11 protein-coding genes are annotated in these 19,262 nt (G+C 40.0%); 7 read left to right on the top strand and 4 right to left on the bottom strand.

Translation table 11 applies throughout. The features are described 5' to 3' along the window. Nucleotides 1-23: 23 nt before the first annotated feature. The 3 genes from ACKWBX_RS02240 to metG all read left to right on the top strand — a co-directional run bounded on the left by ACKWBX_RS02240 (nt 24) and on the right by metG (nt 5,556). Nucleotides 24-1,529: a DUF1800 domain-containing protein gene (locus ACKWBX_RS02240; RefSeq protein WP_413967015.1), complete on the top strand. Its 1,506-nt coding sequence runs from the start codon at nt 24-26 to the stop codon at nt 1,527-1,529. Between the two features lie 12 nt (nt 1,530-1,541). Further along, complete coding sequence (locus tag ACKWBX_RS02235; RefSeq protein ID WP_413967014.1) at nt 1,542-3,254, top strand: DUF1501 domain-containing protein; 1,713 nt, start codon at nt 1,542-1,544, stop codon at nt 3,252-3,254. Nucleotides 3,255-3,432: 178 nt separating this feature from the next. Next, a complete protein-coding gene (gene metG, locus ACKWBX_RS02230) occupies nt 3,433-5,556 on the top strand; it encodes a methionine--tRNA ligase (protein WP_413967013.1) in 2,124 nt (707 codons plus the stop codon). 333 nt (nt 5,557-5,889) lie between these two features. Here metG and ACKWBX_RS02225 read toward each other — a convergent pair whose 3' ends face one another. Beyond that, nucleotides 5,890-6,846, bottom strand: a complete 957-nt coding sequence (locus ACKWBX_RS02225) for an L-threonylcarbamoyladenylate synthase (protein WP_413967012.1) — start codon at nt 6,844-6,846, stop codon at nt 5,890-5,892. An 85-nt stretch (nt 6,847-6,931) separates the two neighbouring features. Between ACKWBX_RS02225 and ACKWBX_RS02220 the strand changes: the two genes are divergently transcribed. Then, nucleotides 6,932-7,834, top strand: coding sequence for a histone deacetylase family protein (locus ACKWBX_RS02220; RefSeq protein ID WP_413967011.1), 903 nt, complete (start codon nt 6,932-6,934; stop codon nt 7,832-7,834). 109 nt (nt 7,835-7,943) lie between these two features. Continuing rightward, nucleotides 7,944-8,774 carry a phosphatase PAP2 family protein gene (locus ACKWBX_RS02215; protein ID WP_413967010.1) on the top strand — a complete coding sequence of 277 codons (831 nt, stop codon included), beginning with the start codon at nt 7,944-7,946 and terminating at the stop codon, nt 8,772-8,774. Nucleotides 8,775-8,782: 8 nt separating this feature from the next. Here ACKWBX_RS02215 and ACKWBX_RS02210 read toward each other — a convergent pair whose 3' ends face one another. The 3 genes from ACKWBX_RS02210 to ACKWBX_RS02200 all read right to left on the bottom strand — a co-directional run bounded on the left by ACKWBX_RS02210 (nt 8,783) and on the right by ACKWBX_RS02200 (nt 14,099). Next, nucleotides 8,783-10,438 (bottom strand): solute:sodium symporter family transporter, encoded by a 1,656-nt coding sequence (locus tag ACKWBX_RS02210; protein WP_413967009.1) that lies wholly within the window; start codon nt 10,436-10,438, stop codon nt 8,783-8,785. 57 nt (nt 10,439-10,495) lie between these two features. Further along, nucleotides 10,496-12,154, bottom strand: coding sequence for a solute:sodium symporter family transporter (locus ACKWBX_RS02205; RefSeq protein ID WP_413967008.1), 1,659 nt, complete (start codon nt 12,152-12,154; stop codon nt 10,496-10,498). Between the two features lie 175 nt (nt 12,155-12,329). Then, nucleotides 12,330-14,099 (bottom strand): glycoside hydrolase family 36 protein, encoded by a 1,770-nt coding sequence (locus tag ACKWBX_RS02200; RefSeq protein ID WP_413967007.1) that lies wholly within the window; start codon nt 14,097-14,099, stop codon nt 12,330-12,332. Between the two features lie 489 nt (nt 14,100-14,588). Between ACKWBX_RS02200 and ACKWBX_RS02195 the strand changes: the two genes are divergently transcribed. After that, the gene (locus ACKWBX_RS02195) at nt 14,589-17,696 is read left to right on the top strand and encodes a SusC/RagA family TonB-linked outer membrane protein (protein WP_413967006.1); all 3,108 of its coding nucleotides are present in this window, start codon (nt 14,589-14,591) and stop codon (nt 17,694-17,696) included. Between the two features lie 32 nt (nt 17,697-17,728). Further along, nucleotides 17,729-19,258, top strand: a complete 1,530-nt coding sequence (locus ACKWBX_RS02190) for a RagB/SusD family nutrient uptake outer membrane protein (protein ID WP_413967005.1) — start codon at nt 17,729-17,731, stop codon at nt 19,256-19,258. The last annotated feature ends 4 nt before the right edge of the window (nt 19,259-19,262 follow it).

Genomic DNA, 19,262 nt, shown 5'->3' with positions numbered 1-19,262 from the left:
ATTACTAACGCCTATAAAAGACTATGGAATATTTCGTCAATTGTAATACTTCTACTCTTGAGACTTATACAACTGCCTTAGACAAACCCAAAGCAGAACATTTATTCAGAAGACTGGGATTCAGTGCTTCTGTTGCTACCATAAACTCAGCAGTAGGAAGTAACGCGGCTACTATTGTCGGTAATTTGATTACCGAGGCCATCAACATGCCTGTTTTACCAGCTCCCGTTTGGGCAGATTGGAACAATGCCAATTATCCCGAAGATGATGATGCCAGAAGACAGTTGCGCAGGGAACAGTTCGGACAGTTTCAATTGGATTACGCCAATGGATTATTACAAAATAACCTTAGGGACAGATTAAGTTTCTTTTGGAGCAATCATTTCGTTACGGAATATGATGTTTATGATTGTAACGGGTTTCTTTATTATTACATCAATTGTCTCCAAAGGAACGCTATTGGCAACTTTAAAACCTTTGTGAGCGAGATTGGCCTTACCAGTGCCATGCTATACTATTTGGATGGTGTACGTAACAATGGTAACAATCCTAACGAAAATTATGCCCGAGAGTTATATGAGCTTTTTGCTTTAGGCGAAGGGAATGGATATACGGAAGAGGATATCCAGGAAACCGCAAAAGCTTTGAGTGGTTACACGGAACGGGGTGAGGAAGGTTGTACACCACCAACTTTTGATGCTACTACCTTCAATACCGATAACAAAACTATTTTTGGACAGACCGGTAATTGGGGCTATGACGATGTGATTGATATTCTTTTCGATGAAAGGACTACCGCGGTAGCGGAATTTATCTGTCGTAAACTATATGAATTCTTTGTACATCCAGATTCTAAGGAGGACTTTGTAAATACAACGATAATCCCGGGATTGGCTACAACCCTTGTCAATAATAACTTTGAGATAGCTCCCGTGTTAACTCAGCTATTCACGAGTCAACATTTCTTTGATGATGACGCTATAGGCGTAATCATTAAAAGTCCATTTGACGTTTACTATAATTTCATCAACGAGACCGATTTTGCATATACGGACACAGAAGTTGCCAGCGCAGTCAATTATAGCCGATTGTTAGGGCAGGAACTTTTTGACCCTGTAGACGTTGCTGGTTGGGAACGGGATAGAAAGTGGGTCAATACCAACTTTATGATCGGACGTTGGTTGACTATGGAAACGATAGTAGATGGTTTTTATGCTGCCGACGAAGAACAATTTAGAAGATTTGCCATGGATGCCGTTGGTCCTGCAAACGAAAATACCAGTAATCCAGAAATTGTGGTCAGGGCTATCGTGGATAAGATAACCCCAAAAGGCATGTATGACGAACAGGAGTTTGAAAACTGTATGTCCGCCTTTAAGATTGAAGATGTTCCTGAAAGCTACTACAGTCCAGACTATGTTGACGGTGGAGAATCTATTTGGTCGTTAAGCATGTACCCATCTTCTCCTATGCAGGTTATGCTGCTCATAAGACATCTTACAAGACAACCAGAATTTCAACTTAAATAAACACCTACTATTATGTGCGATACATCTCATACTCCTTATAAAGGCCTAGAACATGATGGCCATAATGACGAACACCAAGTTTGGAGTCGTCGCTCTTTTTTACAAGCATTGGGAATAGCCGGTTCTGGTTCAATGATGTTGGGAGCAAATATGTTGACCGCTTCCGCACCCTCGCCATTAACGGCAGGTATTGCGGCCGCAGAAACAGATAATATTTTAATATTGATACGTCTTTCCGGTGGTAATGACGGTTTAAGTACTGTAATACCTATTGAGCAATACGATGCCTATGCCAATGCTAGACCCAATATCTATATTCCTGAAAGTAAGGTCTTAAAACTTACGGACGAATTTGGAATTCCCTCCTATATGGGCGCTTTAGAACCTATGTGGGGCGAAGGTCAATTTAAGGCGGTCCATGGTGTCGGTTATGAAAACCAAAGTCTTTCGCACTTTACCGGTTCGGACATTTTTGCCAATACCGATTTGAATACTACAGGTTTCTCCGGAACACAAACCGGATGGATGGGAAGACATTTTGAAAACCTATATCCTGATTATCTCTCCGATTTTCCGGGAAGTCGTCCTGAAGGCCCCGCAGCCATACAGATAGGGAACTTTGGCAACTTGGTTTTTGAAGGAGAAGAAACAAATTATGCCTTTGTTACCAATAATATTGATCAATTGGAACAAATAGCCGAAACCGGGTTACAATATCCTATAGATCCAGTAGATGACACCTGTATGTACGGTGACCAAATAAAATATTTGAGAGGGGTTTCCAATGTTACGAATGAGTATGCCGGTAAAATCCACGCAGCCTATTTGAGAGGAAGGGATTTACAATGTGTGGAATACCAGGACAATGGTTTTGCCAGACAACTCTCCATAATCTCGGCATTGATAAAAGGAAATTTAGGCACAAAAGTATATATGATCTCTATGGGTGGTTTTGACACACATGGTAATCAACCCGTCGCTCATGAAAGATTGATGTCCACATTATCCGTTGCCGTAAATAATTTTTATGAGGATTTAGCGTGTACCGACCAAGACAATCAGGTATTGAGTATGACTTTCTCCGAATTTGGAAGACGTGTTTTTGAAAATGGTTCTTCGGGTACCGATCATGGAAAAGCGGCCCCCACATTATTCTTTGGCTCCGGTCTGAACGGTAGTGCCTTTGTAGGGGACCATCCTGAATTGGAAGGAAAGAACAATTTGGATTACACTATGGATTTTAGGAATCTATATGCCACTGTATTGGCAGAATGGCTTTGTGTAGACATCCCATTGGTAGAACAACACCTGTTGCAAGCTCCCGGTTCCTATAGCCCTGTAAATCTTGGGTTTAACTGTAGCGGTACGGATTTCCCGGATATCGTTTATAGCGATGATCCCTTTGTGCCACCAACACAACCGGAGGCTGAGGAACCCGAAATGCAAGATCCAGAATTGGCGAATGTCATTGAGCATAGGCCTTTTTATCCGCAGGAAGGAGTTCCACATATTTTCTTGAGAATGCCATTTACGGCACAAGTAGATATTCAATTGTATAATATTTTAGGGCAAAATGTAGGCACCATTTTTAATGAAATGATGCTAGAGGGCTCCACAGAAATCAACATACGAGAGCGCATGCCCAAGCAACTATCAACTGGCAAGTACATTTATCGTATAAGTGTACAGAATCAGAAGATGAGTAAGTCGGTTATGGTAGCTTAATCTGTTTCCCCACTATGCAACTTGACCTTCGGTAATACTTTTGGTATGCCGAAGGTTTTCTTTTTTAAGTTGCTCACCTAAATCTCCCACTTTTCGAAGAAGGAGGAACTTTTTATTATAAGAATCCATATCCAATGCAATAAACTATTTCAGTATTTTTGTGGCTTAATTTATTTTGATGTCCGCAAAAATCTCGCCTTCCAGATACACGCTAACAGCAGCACTTCCCTACACCAACGGCCCTATACATATTGGTCATTTAGCGGGAGTTTACGTACCTGCCGATATTTACGCGCGCTATTTGAGAATTATTGGAAAAGATGTACTCTTTGTTTGTGGTAGTGACGAACATGGTGTGGCCATCTCCATGAAAGCCAAGAAAGAAGGAATTTCACCAAAGGACGTCATTGATAAATACCATGGCATTATCAAGCAGTCTTTTGCAGATTTTGGGATTTCTTTTGATAATTATTCTAGAACATCGGCACCTATTCATCATGAAACAGCCTCGGAATTTTTTAAGAAGTTGTACGATCAGGGTGATTTTATAGAGGAGACCACGGCGCAATTGTATGACGCGGAAGCAGATCAATTCCTCGCCGACCGCTTCGTCATCGGTACATGTCCAAAATGTGGAAACGAGGAAGCCTATGGGGATCAGTGTGAAAATTGTGGTTCTTCTTTAAATGCCACGGACCTTATCCATCCAAAATCGACCATCACGGGCAGTGTTCCTATCACCAAAGAAACCACGCATTGGTTTTTACCGTTAAACAGATATGAAGATTTTTTAAGAAAGTGGATATTGGAAGGCCATAAAAACGATTGGAAACCCAATGTTTATGGACAATGCAAATCATGGATAGATGGCGGACTGGAACCTAGAGCCGTAACTAGGGATTTGGACTGGGGAATTCCCGTACCCGTAAAAGGCGGAGAAGGAAAAGTATTGTACGTTTGGTTCGATGCGCCCATCGGCTATATATCGTCAACCAAAGAATGGGCGGCTCGTGAAAACAAGGATTGGGAACCCTATTGGAAAGACGAAAATACCAAAATGGTCCATTTTATAGGAAAGGACAATATCGTTTTTCACTGTATCATCTTCCCGGCCATATTAAAAGCACATGGAGATTATATTCTGCCTGAAAACGTTCCGGCCAACGAGTTTCTAAATCTAGAGGGAAACAAGCTCTCCACTTCCAAAAACTGGGCAGTTTGGTTGCATGAATACTTGGAGGAATTTCCAAATATGCAAGATGTATTGCGTTATGCGTTGACCGCTAATGCACCTGAAACCAAGGATAACGATTTCACCTGGAAAGATTTTCAAGCCAGAAACAACAATGAACTGGTAGCCATTTTTGGAAATTTTGTAAACCGGGTGGTTGTATTAACGAATAAATATTATGACGGGCAGGTACCGACTGCAGGGAATTTATTAAAAGTTGATACCGATACGCTAGAACAGTTGAGCAAATTTCCAGCAGTAATAGAAAGCTCATTAGAACGCTATCGTTTTAGGGAAGCCAGTCAAGAATTGATGAACTTGGCACGGTTAGGGAATAAATACTTGGCCGATGAAGAACCTTGGAAGGTCATCAAGGAAGATGAAGAACGTGTAAAAACCATCATGTTCGTTGCCCTTCAGATCGCTACCGGATTAGCGGTTTTGAGCGAACCCTTTTTACCTTTTACCTCAAAAAAGCTGAAATCTATCCTCAATGTCATTTCGAACACCTCGACTACGATCGGCACAAGCTCCGACGAGATGTCTTGGAATGATGTTTCACAAAAGGAAATATTGTTGTCCGCCGGACATCAAATCAATAAAGCAGAGCTACTTTTCAGAAAGATAGAAGACAAAGAAATACAGACACAATTGGATAAGTTGGAAGCTACCAAGAAACAAAATGAGCAAATGAACAAAGAAGTAACCCCACAGAAAGACACCATTACTTTTGATGATTTTTCCAAATTGGATATGCGTGTGGGAACCATCGTTGAAGCCGAAAAAATGGCAAAGGCCAAAAAATTGTTGGTTCTAAAAGTAGATACCGGTTTGGATACGCGTACCATAGTCTCTGGAATAGCCGAAAGCTTTACCCCTGAGGAAATAGTAGGTAAAAAAGTAACGGTCTTGGTCAACTTGGCCCCAAGAGCCTTACGGGGTGTAGAAAGCGAGGGTATGATTTTAATGACCGAAAACACTGAGGGTAAATTGGTTTTTGTAAACCCTGATACTTCGTCTCCGCTCAGCACAGGCTCCGAGGAAGTAAGAAATGGAGAAGGGATAAGTTAGCTTGTAAAGCTTGAATTGATGTCAGGTCGAGTCTTTCGACTTCGCTCTAGATAAACTAAAGTCGATACCTAAAAAAGCTTTTTTTAGTCATCATTTGGCTGTTTTCATCTTTTGCTAAATATCAAACGTAATAATGTGATAAATTCAATTCTAAATTAATGCCACTTCAAAGGCTGTCAAGTTTTTAGAATAGGAATAGGGAGTATTGTTCAATACGAAAAAGAGTTTAAAGCATGTGAATGCCCAGGTACATCTATATCAACAAATTATAATAAAAGTACTTTCGGTCGATGTTGCTCGCAAAAGAGTTCAATTGGCACTGCATAGAAAAAATCAGTAGGCTGCTCTTTCCAATCGGTCATTAATACTAATTCCCAGACCTTCTTCTGGAAATTTTTCGGCAATGATAAGGTCCAAATTCATCTGATCTAGTTGATGCAGGGCCGAAAAAAGATGTTTTGCCGCCTCGGACATATCCCTTTTTTTGGAAAGTGTTTTAGTCACTGAAACGTTTTGATAATCCTTCTTGCTAAATGAAATCACCCCGATGCTAAGATTAGCATGTTTTTTAATATCCTCATCAACAGCTTCACTGATAATTAATTTAGTATTGGGTGAATAATGCTTCAATAACATTCCCGGTGCCACGGGAGCGTTCTCGTCCTGCGTCAACAGTTTTACCTTGCCCACGAGCTGTTCAATGGCCTCAATAGGAACTCCCCCTTTTCTGTATACCACAGGTGTATCTCCTTCAAAACCTATTATTGTAGATTCCAACCCTACTTCACAAGGGCCGCCATCCAAAATGGCCGGTATCTTAGTTCCGAAATAGGATGCCACATGTTCCGCCGAAGTAGGGCTCACTTTCGTAAACGGATTGGCGCTTGGGGCAGCCAATGGAAATTCCAGACCTTCCAATAATTTTCTAGCAACAGGGTGTTTGGGCATGCGGACGCCCACCGTAGATTTTCCGGCGGTAATCAAATCGCTTACATTTTCTTTTTTTGGCAGAATGAGTGTCAAAGGGCCCGGCCAAAAATTTTGCATTAGCACCTCGGCCGCTTTGGGAACATATTCCACCAATGTTTCAAGCTGATTCACATTATGGATATGAACAATTAAAGGATTGAACAAAGGCCTCCCCTTCATCTTAAAAATATCCCGTACCGCATCGGCCTCAAAAATATTGGCGGCAAGACCATAAACGGTCTCCGTAGGTATGGCCACCAACTCATTGTTCCTAAGAAGTTTTTGGCAATAGGCAATATCTTTGGTTATACTGGTATCCATTTCACGGCAAAGGTACTATAGCTTTTTGGTATTTTTACCGAAACCTTTCAAAGGGATTCCAAAATCCTTAGAACAACATTTTAGAATGCTCAAGATTGCTTATCATCCTATTTACCAACACCCATTGCCTGAAGGGCATCGATTTCCAATGTTGAAATATGATTTGCTTCCAAAACAATTAACGCATGAAGGCACTTGTGAGACCAGCAACTTTTTTGAGCCGGAACTGCCTAATGACAAGCATATCGTTGCAGTGCACAATCCGGAGTATTACTATGACCTCCTCAATATTAAAATACCCCCTAAAGAAGCCCGTAAAATAGGTTTCCCGTTGACCGAAGATTTGGTAGAACGGGAACGTATCATTACCGATGGCACTATGAAAGGGTGTGAATTTGCCCTAAATCATGGGATTGCCATGAATATAGCCGGTGGTACTCATCATGCGTATACCAATAGAGGCGAAGCTTTCTGTATGTTGAACGACCAAGCCATCGGTGCCCGTTATCTACAATCCAAAGGATTGGCCAAAAAGATATTGATGGTTGATCTGGATGTACACCAAGGAAATGGTACAGCTGAAATTTTTCAAGATGATGATTCGGTATTTACATTTTCCATGCATGGTGCCAACAACTATCCGTTCAAAAAAGAACGATCCGATTTAGATATTCCCTTGGATAAAGGCACAAACGATGATTCTTACTTATCGATATTAAAAGAAACATTACCAAAACTCATCAATGAGCAACGGCCCGATTTCATTTTCTACCTCTGTGGAGTGGATGTGGTGGCCTCGGACAAGCTAGGCACCTTGGGCATGACCATAGAAGGCTGTAAACAACGTGATATTTTTGTTTTGGAAACATGCAAAAAACTACGGATACCCGTACAATGTAGTATGGGTGGCGGCTACTCCCCGGACATAAAAGTGATTGTAGAAGCCCACGCCAATACGTTTCGGGAAGCGCAGAAAATCTTTTTTTAGGTAAAAAATTATAATTTATCATCCCGTTTGGCGGAAATAGGTCAATATCTTTTACATGATAGTGCCAAAAATAGGTCGTTTTCTAATAGTTTAGCTTTAAAATTTTATTGTGAGATATCTACTTTTACTCCTTTTGTTCTCGTTTTCCATTAATGCCCAGACCGTAGTCAAAGATTCCGTGAATACCCGCTGGAAAATGTTCACCTATGACATGGGGAATGTTTTTAAAAGCATAGGATATTCATACAGCAGACCTTTGCATTGGCAAGGAAAACAATGGGCCAATTTAGGTTATACTATGGGTGGAACGGCAATACTATATTTGATAGATACGCCTACGAGCGACTATTTCAGGGGAATCAAGGACGATGTTCCAAAGGTGATGAGAGATTATGGTTTTAATTATGGAAGCCCATCAAACAACTATCTCATTACCGGAGCGGTCTATGCTACGGGATTGGCCATAAAAAACGAAAAATTGCGTAGAACCGGAGTATTGCTTATTGCTTCCGCCTCTTCGGCAGGATTGTTACAGCAGATTTTAAAATCTGCCGTGGGTAGGGCCAGACCTTCTAGTGGTCTTAGCAAGAACACTTTTAATCCGCTGTGGTCAGGTGATAAAGCGTTTCATTCTTTTCCCTCGGGCCATACTATTTTGGCCATGACCAATGCACATGCCATTGCCAAACAATTTAAGAACATATGGGTGAAAACAGGAATTTACACATTAGGAGCCATTCCCGGTATCTCCCGACTTTGGGAGGGTAAACATTGGCTTTCGGATGTAGCTTTAGGTATGGCGATCAGTATTTTTACGGTGGAATCCATAGACCGTTATCTGGATAAAAAGTACGACCAAAAATATAACGACCAGAACAAAAAACTAAGTTGGAACCTAAATTTTGGCCCCGGACAAGTTGGTCTTGTCTTGAATTTTTAACGGATTGCCTAGAAAATAAGATAGGTGCTCAACACCATGATGGTTATGATACCGCCTGCTAATAGTGCGTATTTCCAAGGAGTAGTATCTATTTCATCCGTAACAAATTCTTCGTATACAGTTGTTTTAGGCCTAATTGCACCTACCAATAACATTATACCCACATTGACCAAGAAAAGAATGCCCATTACATGAAGAAAATGTGGGTACGCTTCTGCCTTGATAATACTTAATTCCTTTGCGTCAGTGATGCCATTAGCGGCTGCGGCTTCCAAAGCACTATCTACCATTATTGGACTCAATACAAATTGACTTACCAAATACATAACAACACCGGCAATCAAAACTATTTTTGCACCTAATGCCGGGACTCGCTTTGTCCAGATACCAACAACCACCACGGCAAAAATTGGCACACTTAAGCTACCCAATGATTCTTGGATATAGGCAAAAAGTCCGTCCGGTGCCGAGGCGATAAACGGTGCTATAAACAATGAAATTATAGCAAGTCCCAAGCCAAAAATCTTTCCCGCCTTCACCGTTTTTTCCTCTGTGGCACTTTTATTGAAAAGTTGTTTATATAAATCGAATCCGAAAAGGGTAGCGCTACTGTTCAACAAACTATTGAAAGAGCTCAATACCGCTCCGAACAACACCGCGGCAAAAAATCCGAGCAATGCAGATGGTAATACTTTACGTACCAGTTCAGGATAAGCCAAATCTGCCGTGGCCAAATCTCCTTCAAAAATATGCCAAGAGATAACTCCAGGTAAAACAACGATAACCGGAATCAAGAACTTGACCAATGCCGCTAGAATAACACCTTTTTGTCCTTCTTTAAGGCTCTTTGCGCCAAACACCCGTTGCAAAATAGACTGGTTTGTACCCCAATAATACATCTGCGCCAATATCATTCCGGTAAATATCGTTCCAAAAGGAATAGAGGCATCCACATCTCCTTTTAGATTGAATTTTTCGGGATTAGTTTCCCAAAGCGTTCCCAAACCGTCCAAAAGATTGCCATCTCCAATAAGTTTTAAACCAAAATAAGGAATTAATATACCTCCTATCAAAAGACCTATCGCGTTGATCAAATCGGATACCGCTACGGCCTTTAATCCGCCAAAAAGAGCATAAATGGACCCTATGACACCAATGCTCCACACACATAGCCAAATGGTGGCGTTTTGACTAATCCCCAAGACACTTGGTAGATCAAACATAGAACTAAAAGCAAGCGAACCCGAATACAAAATAGTTGGAAGCAAAACCAATCCATAAGCAAAAAGAAAAAGAACGGACAGAATAGCTTTCGTCTGTTTGTCAAATCTATTTTCAATAAAACTTGGAATAGTAGTAATTCCAGATTTCATATACTTTGGCAAGAGTACAATGGCCGTTATAATCATGGCAATAGCGGCCAACGTCTCCCATGCCATTACCAAGATGCCTTCCGAAAAGGCCTGACCATTTAAGCCTACGATCTGTTCTGCGGAAAGATTGGTCAATAGCAAAGAACCGGCAATGGTTATAGCACCTAAGCTCCTACCTCCCAAATAAAACCCGTCCGCGGATTTTTCATTGGTGCCACGAGTAGCATACCAAGCAATTACGGCAACCAACAATGTGAAGCCCACAAAGGAAAAAAGCGATAAATAATCCATTACGATATCATTTTTAATAGGTATTTATTTCATCAAAACGAAACTTTTGCCACGTCATTACTTAGCAAAATACACGTAAATTCCTATGACTATTACACAAACGATAAGTCCTACCTGCTTTACGTACTTATATGGCGTAATATCTACCTGTTCTGTATATTTCAATTCAAAAGCTTCTTTTCTAGGTGCTATTTTACCGATGATCAGCATGATCAATGCATTCAATACGAATAAAATAGCCACTACGTGTATAAAATGTGGATAGGCATCGGCCTCTACAAGAACCAACTCGGTAGCATCCGTAATTCCAGAAGCTTCTGCATCCTTTAATGCATTGCCCACAAAATAGGGCTTGAGGATAAACTGACTTAAGATATAAAGCAAGGAGCCGGATAACAATCCTATTTTAGCGGCAATGGCAGGAACTCTTTTCGTCAAATATCCTACTACGATAATAGTAAGAATCGGAATGCTATAAATACCGTTTATTTCCTGTAGGTACGCAAACAAACTTCCCGCGTTGGCAATCAAGGGTGCAATGAACATTGCTGCCAATGCCAAGCAAATCCCAAATATTTTACCATATTTTACAACGGTCGTTTCCGAGGCTTCCTTATTAATATGCTGCTTATAAATATCTATTCCGAAAAGAGTGACAGAACTATTCAATACACTATTAAATGAACTTAAAATAGCGCCGAACAATACTGCAGCAAAAAAACCGACCAATGATTTAGGCAATACGGCGCGTACAAGTTCAGGATATGCTACATCACTCGAAGCCAAGTTGCCATCAAAATAATGATACGCAATCATTCCGGGCAGTACTAAAATCAACGGGCCTAAAATCTTTAGGAACGATGCCAACAGTAATCCCTTTTGTCCTTCCGCCAAGTTTTTAGCCCCCAATGCACGTTGTATTATCTGTTGATTGGTTCCCCAATAGAAAAGATTGATCAATAGCATTCCAGTAAACAAGGTAGAAAAAGGCACTTCCTGTCCGTGATTTCCAGTGGAATCGAACCGTTCTGGATTGGCCTCCATCAAGGTATTCAAACCGTTAATAACGCTGCCATCTCCCACTGCCATCAGACCAAAGACAGGAATCAGTATTCCACCTATGATCAAGCCGATTGCATTGATACTATCCGATACGGCAACCGCTTTTAATCCTCCAAAAACAGCGTATATGGAACCAATGATTCCGATACCCCAGATACATATCACCAAAGCGGATTTATCCGAAACACCTAGCATTTGCGGAACATCGAACATACCGCTAATAGCAACGGAACCCGAATATAGAATTACGGGCAAAAGCACTACGACATATCCTGTAAGAAAGAGTCCGGACGTTAACGTTTTTGTGCCAACATCAAAGCGATCGGCCAAAAATTGTGGTACTGTTGTTATTCCTCCCTTTAAATATCTTGGCAACAAAAGTATTGCAGTAACAACCATTGTTATTGCCGCTATAGTTTCCCATGCCATTACGGAAAGGCCGTCTTTATAGGCACTACCGTTCAACCCTACGATTTGTTCCGTAGAAAGATTGGTCAGTAATAAGGATCCGGCAATGACTCCAGCGGTAAGGCTTCTGCCCCCTAAAAAGTAACCATCAGATGATTTTTCATTGGTAGATCGTGTTGCAAAGTAGGCAATGATAGCAACGAGAGATGTAAATCCTACAAAAGATAAGATCGATACTAAATCCATTGTTTATTGGTGTTTTGGCCGATTATCATATTAAAATGCCTTATCTGAATACTATATTTAAAGCAGACAGAAACAAGGACAAGGCCCTAATATAATATAAACAACACAAGCATGCGAATTTTAATACACATAAAGAGGATGGAGTGCTATAAATTGTTATGGGTTTATAATATGATTAAATTTTCCTCATTTTAATAATTCCACATGGAGGAACAGCAATCTGAACAATATCTTTTTTCAACTCAAAATCGGCATTGGCATCCACTTCTTCACCTTTACAATTAAAAATCTGTAGGCTATATTTCCCAAAATCCTCATTACATTTTAAAATAATTTCATCCGCTATTTGCGCATTAATAAAATGAATTTCCGAATATGCTTTTTCCAAGGACACTAGCACAGGGCTATGAATACCATAAATACGCGTTTCATTTAAAGTGGCATACTGTAATGGATAGTTCGCCAACGGGTTCATCGGAACAAAATCCTGACTGAGCAAAATATCGGAATATTTGTTCCAATACTGCGTAAAAAAGCGAATCATCTTCAGATATGATTTAGGAGTTTCCTTAAGCACAACGGATAATTGGGGAACGCCAAAAAGAATATTGGCCAACTGGAGCGCAGCGATTTCCACAGGCTCATCAGGATGCCATGTAACCATATCCGCATGGGGCGCACTATCACCACAGAGCATTTTTATATCGGCAATCCGTACCCTGTTCATGGTGGCATCACCAGGGCAATCAAACGCACGGAACATATTACCGTATTTCCGCATGGCCGGACCGGTATATTTCTGTCTGAATTCTATGAACACTTCTGGATTAATCTTATATAAAGCGTTTTGGGCATCCATTAACAAGCGGTCTACTGCTAAATTGATGGAATCATAATCCATACCCTCTTTAAATTCAGGTGTGTCCGGATACCATTTAAAATCGTCTATAAAATCCAATTTAAAACCATCCAAATTCCATTCTTTCAGGCCTTTTGTATATAGATTGATGAGATGAGACCGCACCTCTGGATATCTTGGGTCAAAAACCGGGGCCCACCGATGGTTTTCCGTCAGGAATTTACCCTTGAACTTCTTATAGGCCCGGGACATCTTACCACAAAAGGGAACCGAATACCAAAGGGCCACTTTCATACCTTTGGTATGGATTCGTTCAATAAAACCGGCCATATCCGGAATGCGATCTGGCTCCCAATCTCCCGTATAGTCGTATCCCCTATTAGTATCATGGGTTTGCCAACCATCGTCAATAATTATGGCATCATATCCTAACTCCTTTGCAATAGTGCATTCCTCCAACAAAATTTCAGGATCTAGATTTTGATGAAATTGATACCAAGTAGAATAGAAGGGCCTTTTTGCGATTGCAGGAACATGGGCAGGTTTTAAGTTCTCAAAAGATTCCCACCATTTTGCCACATTTTTGAGACTTTGGGAAAAATGATTTTCTTGTGAATCTAAACGAAGCTGGACTTTAAAATCTTTAATATCAAAATGTTGTTCAGAGAAAAAAGTAATATGACAGTAATAATGATTGTCCTCTTCCCTTAAACTCGCATTCATTTCTATCTTATCTATAGCATTGGAACAGGCAAAAGTCATTACATTCTCATCCTTATGCCCAAATAGATTAATGACCGGTGCATCTATAGAAATTCTGGATTCCATATGTTCCAATTCCCAATCCGCTTGAATTCTCTTATTAAAGTCCGATGTAGGTTTCCAAATACCCTTTACATTGATTGCCGGAATTTTCCATTTTAAGGTTACCGGAACTAATGAATTGTGTATACTGGGACTCACTTTCAGTTCCAAAATAGACACTCCGTTCTTTTTGTAAATTTCATGTAACTCAGTTATGACTTTTTCATCATCGCATACAATCTCTACGTTAAAATCAGAATATATTTCCAAGGTCTTAGACATGAATGTTAATTTTCAAAAGTATTCTAAATGCTCCAAAACCGAACATTTATAAAAATTTAATAGTCAATTAATTCACAAAAGCCAAGTAATGTATTACTTGGCTTTTCAACTTAAACTGCAAACTAACTCAATTATCATAATACTATGATATACTATGCTATTATGTCAAAAGTAAATTAAATTTACATATAATTAAAATTTATACCCAATAATCTATGAAATCGATATTCTATAAGGCATGCCAACAATAGTAGTTATAAATGCCATTTTTAAAGTTGTCTTAATTGGTCACTTGAAATGTGATTCTATCATTTTTTTAGTTCAATAAATATCAAATAAATAATTTTAGTAGTATTTAACAAAATTTTGTATAAATTTGCTAGTAGTTGTCAAATTGTAGCATAGAGTATCATAGTATAAGAATTACTGTTTTTAGATTTATTTACTGGCAACAAACAATAAATATTAACTAACTAAATTAAACTCATTATGAAACACGATTTTGAAAGGCAAAATGGATGGAATTTCATGACTATCTTTTTTGTTTTATTCTCATTTCTAGCTACTCATTCCGTTTTTTCGCAAACTTCGGTAAGTGGTACTATCAGTGATGAACTTGGACCGCTTGCAGGTGCAAGTGTTGTAGTTAAGGGAACGACTACCGGAACCGTTACCGATTTTGATGGCAATTATGTCATTGAAGTACCGGATGGATCAAACACATTGGTATTTTCCTATGTGGGTTATGCCACGCAAGAAATTGCGGTAGACGGTCAAAGTACTATCAATGTAACCATGCAAGAAGATGCACAGGCATTGAGCGAAGTTGTCGTAGTAGGTTATGGTACTCAAAGAAAAGCCGATTTAACAGGTGCTGTAGGTTCCATTGATGCTGTAGAAATCGTAAAACAGCCTATTGTGAGTCCTGATCAGGTATTGGCCGGGACAATTTCCGGGGTAAACATCACCAATCGTAGTGGTGATCCTGGTGCACCAATCAGTGTTAATATCCGTGGTGTGGGTACGCTAAGTGCAGATGCAAACCCGCTCTATGTTATTGATGGTGTTCCATTGGTGGGTACAAACAATATTACGGTAAATACATCATCTACCACAGATTCAAATCCGTTGGCAAGCATTAATCCTAGCGATATTCAAAGTATAGATGTACTAAAAGACGCAGCTTCTGCGGCCATTTATGGTGCTAGGGGTGCAAATGGCGTTATTATCATAACTACTAAAAAAGGTAGTTCCGGTGATCCCAAAGTTACTTATGATGGTTATGCCTCGGTAGCCTCGGCCAGGGAGACTCTTGATGTTCTTAATGTTGAGCAGTTTATTGCCGTACAAAATGAATTGGGAAGAGATTTCTCCCAATTCAGTGGCAGCCCTAATGTTGACTGGCAAGATGCCATATTTCAACAAGGCTTCGTACAAAATCATAATGTTGGTGTTAGCGGTGGTGGTGAAAATGGAACTTATTATATTTCTGGATCCATATTGGACAATGAAGGTATTCAAAGGGCACAGTCGTTCAAAAGATATTCGCTAAGGGCAAATTCTGAATTCAGAATCGGTAAGTATTTGAAATTTGGAGAATCATTACAGATTAGCCAAAGCGACCGTTTAACACAAAGTGAAGGTGCTTTGAATGCTGGTTTTAATGCCGCTCTGAATGCGCCTTACTTTCCAGTTTTCGGAGACGGGCCACTTGGTTACAGTCTGGCCAACCCAAGCACACTTGGTGGTGCTACAGGTTCTAATTTTGCTCTCTTGACAGATGAAAGAATAAATAGTACTACGATACAAAACCGAAAGGTATTAGGGCACTTCTTCGCGGAATTGGAAATAATTGAAAACCTAAAACTACGACCCTCCCTTGGCATTGATTACAATGTTGGTTCCGGAGACTTCTTTCAAGCAGCGACTACGCTGGACGGAAATTCTGATCGTCAATCGCTTTTAGTACAATCAAGACCAATTGAGTTGACATTGACTTCTGGCGCTACGCTATCCTATGATAAAACATTTGGGGATCATAATTTTGGTGCCCTTTTGGGTTTTGAACAGACCAAATTTAGATTTAATAAAGTAAGGTTGCAAGGTAGAAACTTGTTCAATGATAATTTTGCCGCAAGTGGTACTGCTGTCGCAGGTGCCAATGAAGCGGACCTATTTACCCTTCAAGGTATTATTGGGCGTTTGACCTATAATTACAAAGGCAAATATCTGGCCACCGTAAACGTACGTAGAGATGCTACCTCAAAATTTGCAGAAGACAGAAGAGACGGGGTTTTCCCATCAATTTCAGTAGGTTGGAGAATTTCACAGGAAGATTTTTTCAATGTTGAAGCCTTTGACGATTTAAAACTTCGTATTGGGTATGGAGAATTGGGGAACCAGAATTTGGGAGACGGTACAGCAAATACTTTCCCTTTCTTAACCACCTTAAATAACAATATATTTTATGTTTTGGGGGATGATCAAGGAACGGTTGTTGGTCCAGCTCCTACGACGTTCGCAAATGCTAACATTGGTTGGGAAACCGCAAAACAGATAGATATAGGTTTGGATTTTAGCTTATGGAAAGGAAAAGTTACCGGTGTAATCGATTATTTTAAAAAAACTAATGAAAATGCATTAGTAAGATTGCCATTGGTTTTCAGTAGTGGTTTCTTTTTACGTGCAAGAACTAATGTAGGTGAAATCACCAACTCAGGGGTAGAATTGGCATTAAATTACAAAAATAAGATTGGAGAGGATTTTGAATATGGTATCGGAGCCAATCTCACAACGATTAAAAATACGGTTCAAAGTTTAGGACCTGTTGATGGTATCATTGATGGTATAGGTGGTGCCCAATCCCATAGAACGATTGTAGGTCAGAGTCTAGGACACTTTTTTGGGTATAAAACAGATGGGCTATATCAAAATGCTGCAGAAGTTGCAGCAGCCATTCCAGATGCTAATGGAACACCCTCACCAGGAGATATCCGTTTTGTTGATGTAAATAATGATGGTGTTGTAGATTTTAGGGACAGAACAAACTTAGGAAGTCCTTTTCCGGGATATTTCTATGGCATCAATTTACAAGCCAAGTACAAAGGGTTTGATTTTTCCATGTTGTTTAGAGGTGTTGGTGACAGACAAATCTTTAATTCATCTAGAATTACTTTAGAAGGCCTTACCGGAACCAATAATTTTAGCACACAGGTCTTAAACAGATGGAGCGGTGAAGGTTCTACCAACTCCAGTTCTAATCCTAGGTTAGCCGCTGGCGACCCAAATGGAAACAATCGTATTTCTGATCGTTTTATTGAAGATGCGGATTATTTGAGGATTCAAAACGTACAGTTGGGCTATACCCTACCACAAGAAAAATTAAGGACTTGGACCAATGATTTCGTTTCTAATATGAGATTCTATATCAGTGCCCAAAACTTGGCAACCTTCACCGGATATACTGGGTTTGATCCAGAAGTTGGTAGAGCTCAAAGTTTCCAAAGAGGAAATAATCCTTTGGCCACGGGACAGGATGATGGTCAAGCACCCCTACCTCGTATCATTCAATTAGGGTGGTCAGTAAGTTTTAAGTAAAAAAATTGTTATATTAAAATATAAAGAAGATTATGAAAACAAAAATTTTAAGTCTTATCGGAATCTTCACCATGACATTCTGGTCGTGTAGTGATGAATTGGACCTCAAACCCTTGGACAGTATTACCATTGATGGTTTCTACAATACAAGAAGTGATTTTGACGGTGCTGTTTTTGCAGCGTATTCCTCCATTCAGGATTTTTGGGGCACCAGTACGGAGACCCTTTCTGAAAGAGGGGAATACTGGAAATTGTCTATGGTAATTACAGACGATGTTGCGGCCGATCCAGTTACAGCTGCTGGCGATCAAATTTCTATTGACATAGATAATTTACAAATTAGAGCAGCAGATGTACCTTACGCTGCAGTTTACACACAGATTTACGAAGGTATTTTTCGCGCCAATCTTGTATTGGAAAATTTGGATGGGGATAACGAACTAACAGCAGAAGATAAAACGGTTTTGGAAGCGGAGGCAAAATTTTTAAGAGCCTGGTTTCACTTTCAAGCACTGAAAATGTTCGGTACACCCCCTATTGCCGATGAGGTATTGACGGACATCAATAATTTAGCGTTACCTAATGCAACCCAAGAAGACCTTTATGCATTTATCTTGGCAGATTTCAATACCGCTGCAACAGGTTTACCAGAATCTTGGGACTCTAGCAATACGGGAAGGGCTACATCTTGGGCAGCAAGAGCATTTATAGGAAAAGTAAATGTATTTCAAGAAGATTTTGCATCAGCAATAACAAATCTAGGAAATGTTGTTAACAACGGGCCATATAGTTTAGTTCCTAATTACGAAGATGTTTTCTCTTTTGAAAACGAAAACAATTCTGAATCCATTTTTGAAGTACAATATGGCGGACCACAGTCCGATGATAATCTTTGGGTTTTTGATGATACCCACTCTGAGAATTTTAAAGCATCACAAGGTACTGGTAGAGGTTGGTATTGGGATGCTGGAAACGGTGCGCCCGGCGGTAAATTAGGATGGTGGGCACCCACACAAGATTTAGTAGATTCATTTGAGGATGGTGACACTAGAAAACAAACGATACTTTACGAAGATGGTGACATGTACTTTACAACATTTACTTCATTACCATACGACACAGAATGGTCATCTACCAATTTCACGTTAAAAAAGTATCGCGGGGAAACCAATACGGTGCCCGGGAACCATGCACCAAACCAACAAGCAGATTTTAATAATGAAAGATGGATGCGTTTGGCCGAAATCAAGTTGTTATATGCAGAAGCACTAATTCAAGGTAGTGGGGACTTAGGAATTGCAAGAACCCAAATCGATGACATTAGAAACAGAGCCGGTCTAGCTCCCACAACGGCAGCAGATGGTGATTTATTAACGGCAATGATACAAGAAAAAAGAGTGGAGTTGGCACTGGAACCCCACAGATGGTTTGATATTGTAAGATGGGATTTAGGCCCTACCATTTTTGGAGGACAATGGGACCCAAGGTTTGAAGTCTTTCCTTTTCCTCAGTCAGAGGTAGACCGTTCAGGCGGACTGTTAAACCAAAACACTGGATACTAAACAC

The sequence above is a fragment of the Maribacter algae genome, assembly GCF_047345745.1.
GTDB lineage: Bacteria > Bacteroidota > Bacteroidia > Flavobacteriales > Flavobacteriaceae > Maribacter.
Note: the sequence above shows the minus strand (reverse complement) of the source record. Positions and strands in the feature narration are given on the sequence as shown.

Coding starts and splice junctions, on each gene's coding strand:
- ACKWBX_RS02225 (WP_413967012.1), bottom strand. CDS start 6,846: ATGGATACCAGTATAACCAAAGATATTGCCTATTGCCAAAAACTTCTT.
- metG (WP_413967013.1), top strand. CDS start 3,433: ATGTCCGCAAAAATCTCGCCTTCCAGATACACGCTAACAGCAGCACTT.
- ACKWBX_RS02205 (WP_413967008.1), bottom strand. CDS start 12,154: ATGGATTTAGTATCGATCTTATCTTTTGTAGGATTTACATCTCTCGTT.
- ACKWBX_RS02210 (WP_413967009.1), bottom strand. CDS start 10,438: ATGGATTATTTATCGCTTTTTTCCTTTGTGGGCTTCACATTGTTGGTT.
- ACKWBX_RS02220 (WP_413967011.1), top strand. CDS start 6,932: ATGCTCAAGATTGCTTATCATCCTATTTACCAACACCCATTGCCTGAA.
- ACKWBX_RS02235 (WP_413967014.1), top strand. CDS start 1,542: ATGTGCGATACATCTCATACTCCTTATAAAGGCCTAGAACATGATGGC.
- ACKWBX_RS02190 (WP_413967005.1), top strand. CDS start 17,729: ATGAAAACAAAAATTTTAAGTCTTATCGGAATCTTCACCATGACATTC.
- ACKWBX_RS02200 (WP_413967007.1), bottom strand. CDS start 14,099: ATGTCTAAGACCTTGGAAATATATTCTGATTTTAACGTAGAGATTGTA.
- ACKWBX_RS02195 (WP_413967006.1), top strand. CDS start 14,589: ATGAAACACGATTTTGAAAGGCAAAATGGATGGAATTTCATGACTATC.
- ACKWBX_RS02240 (WP_413967015.1), top strand. CDS start 24: ATGGAATATTTCGTCAATTGTAATACTTCTACTCTTGAGACTTATACA.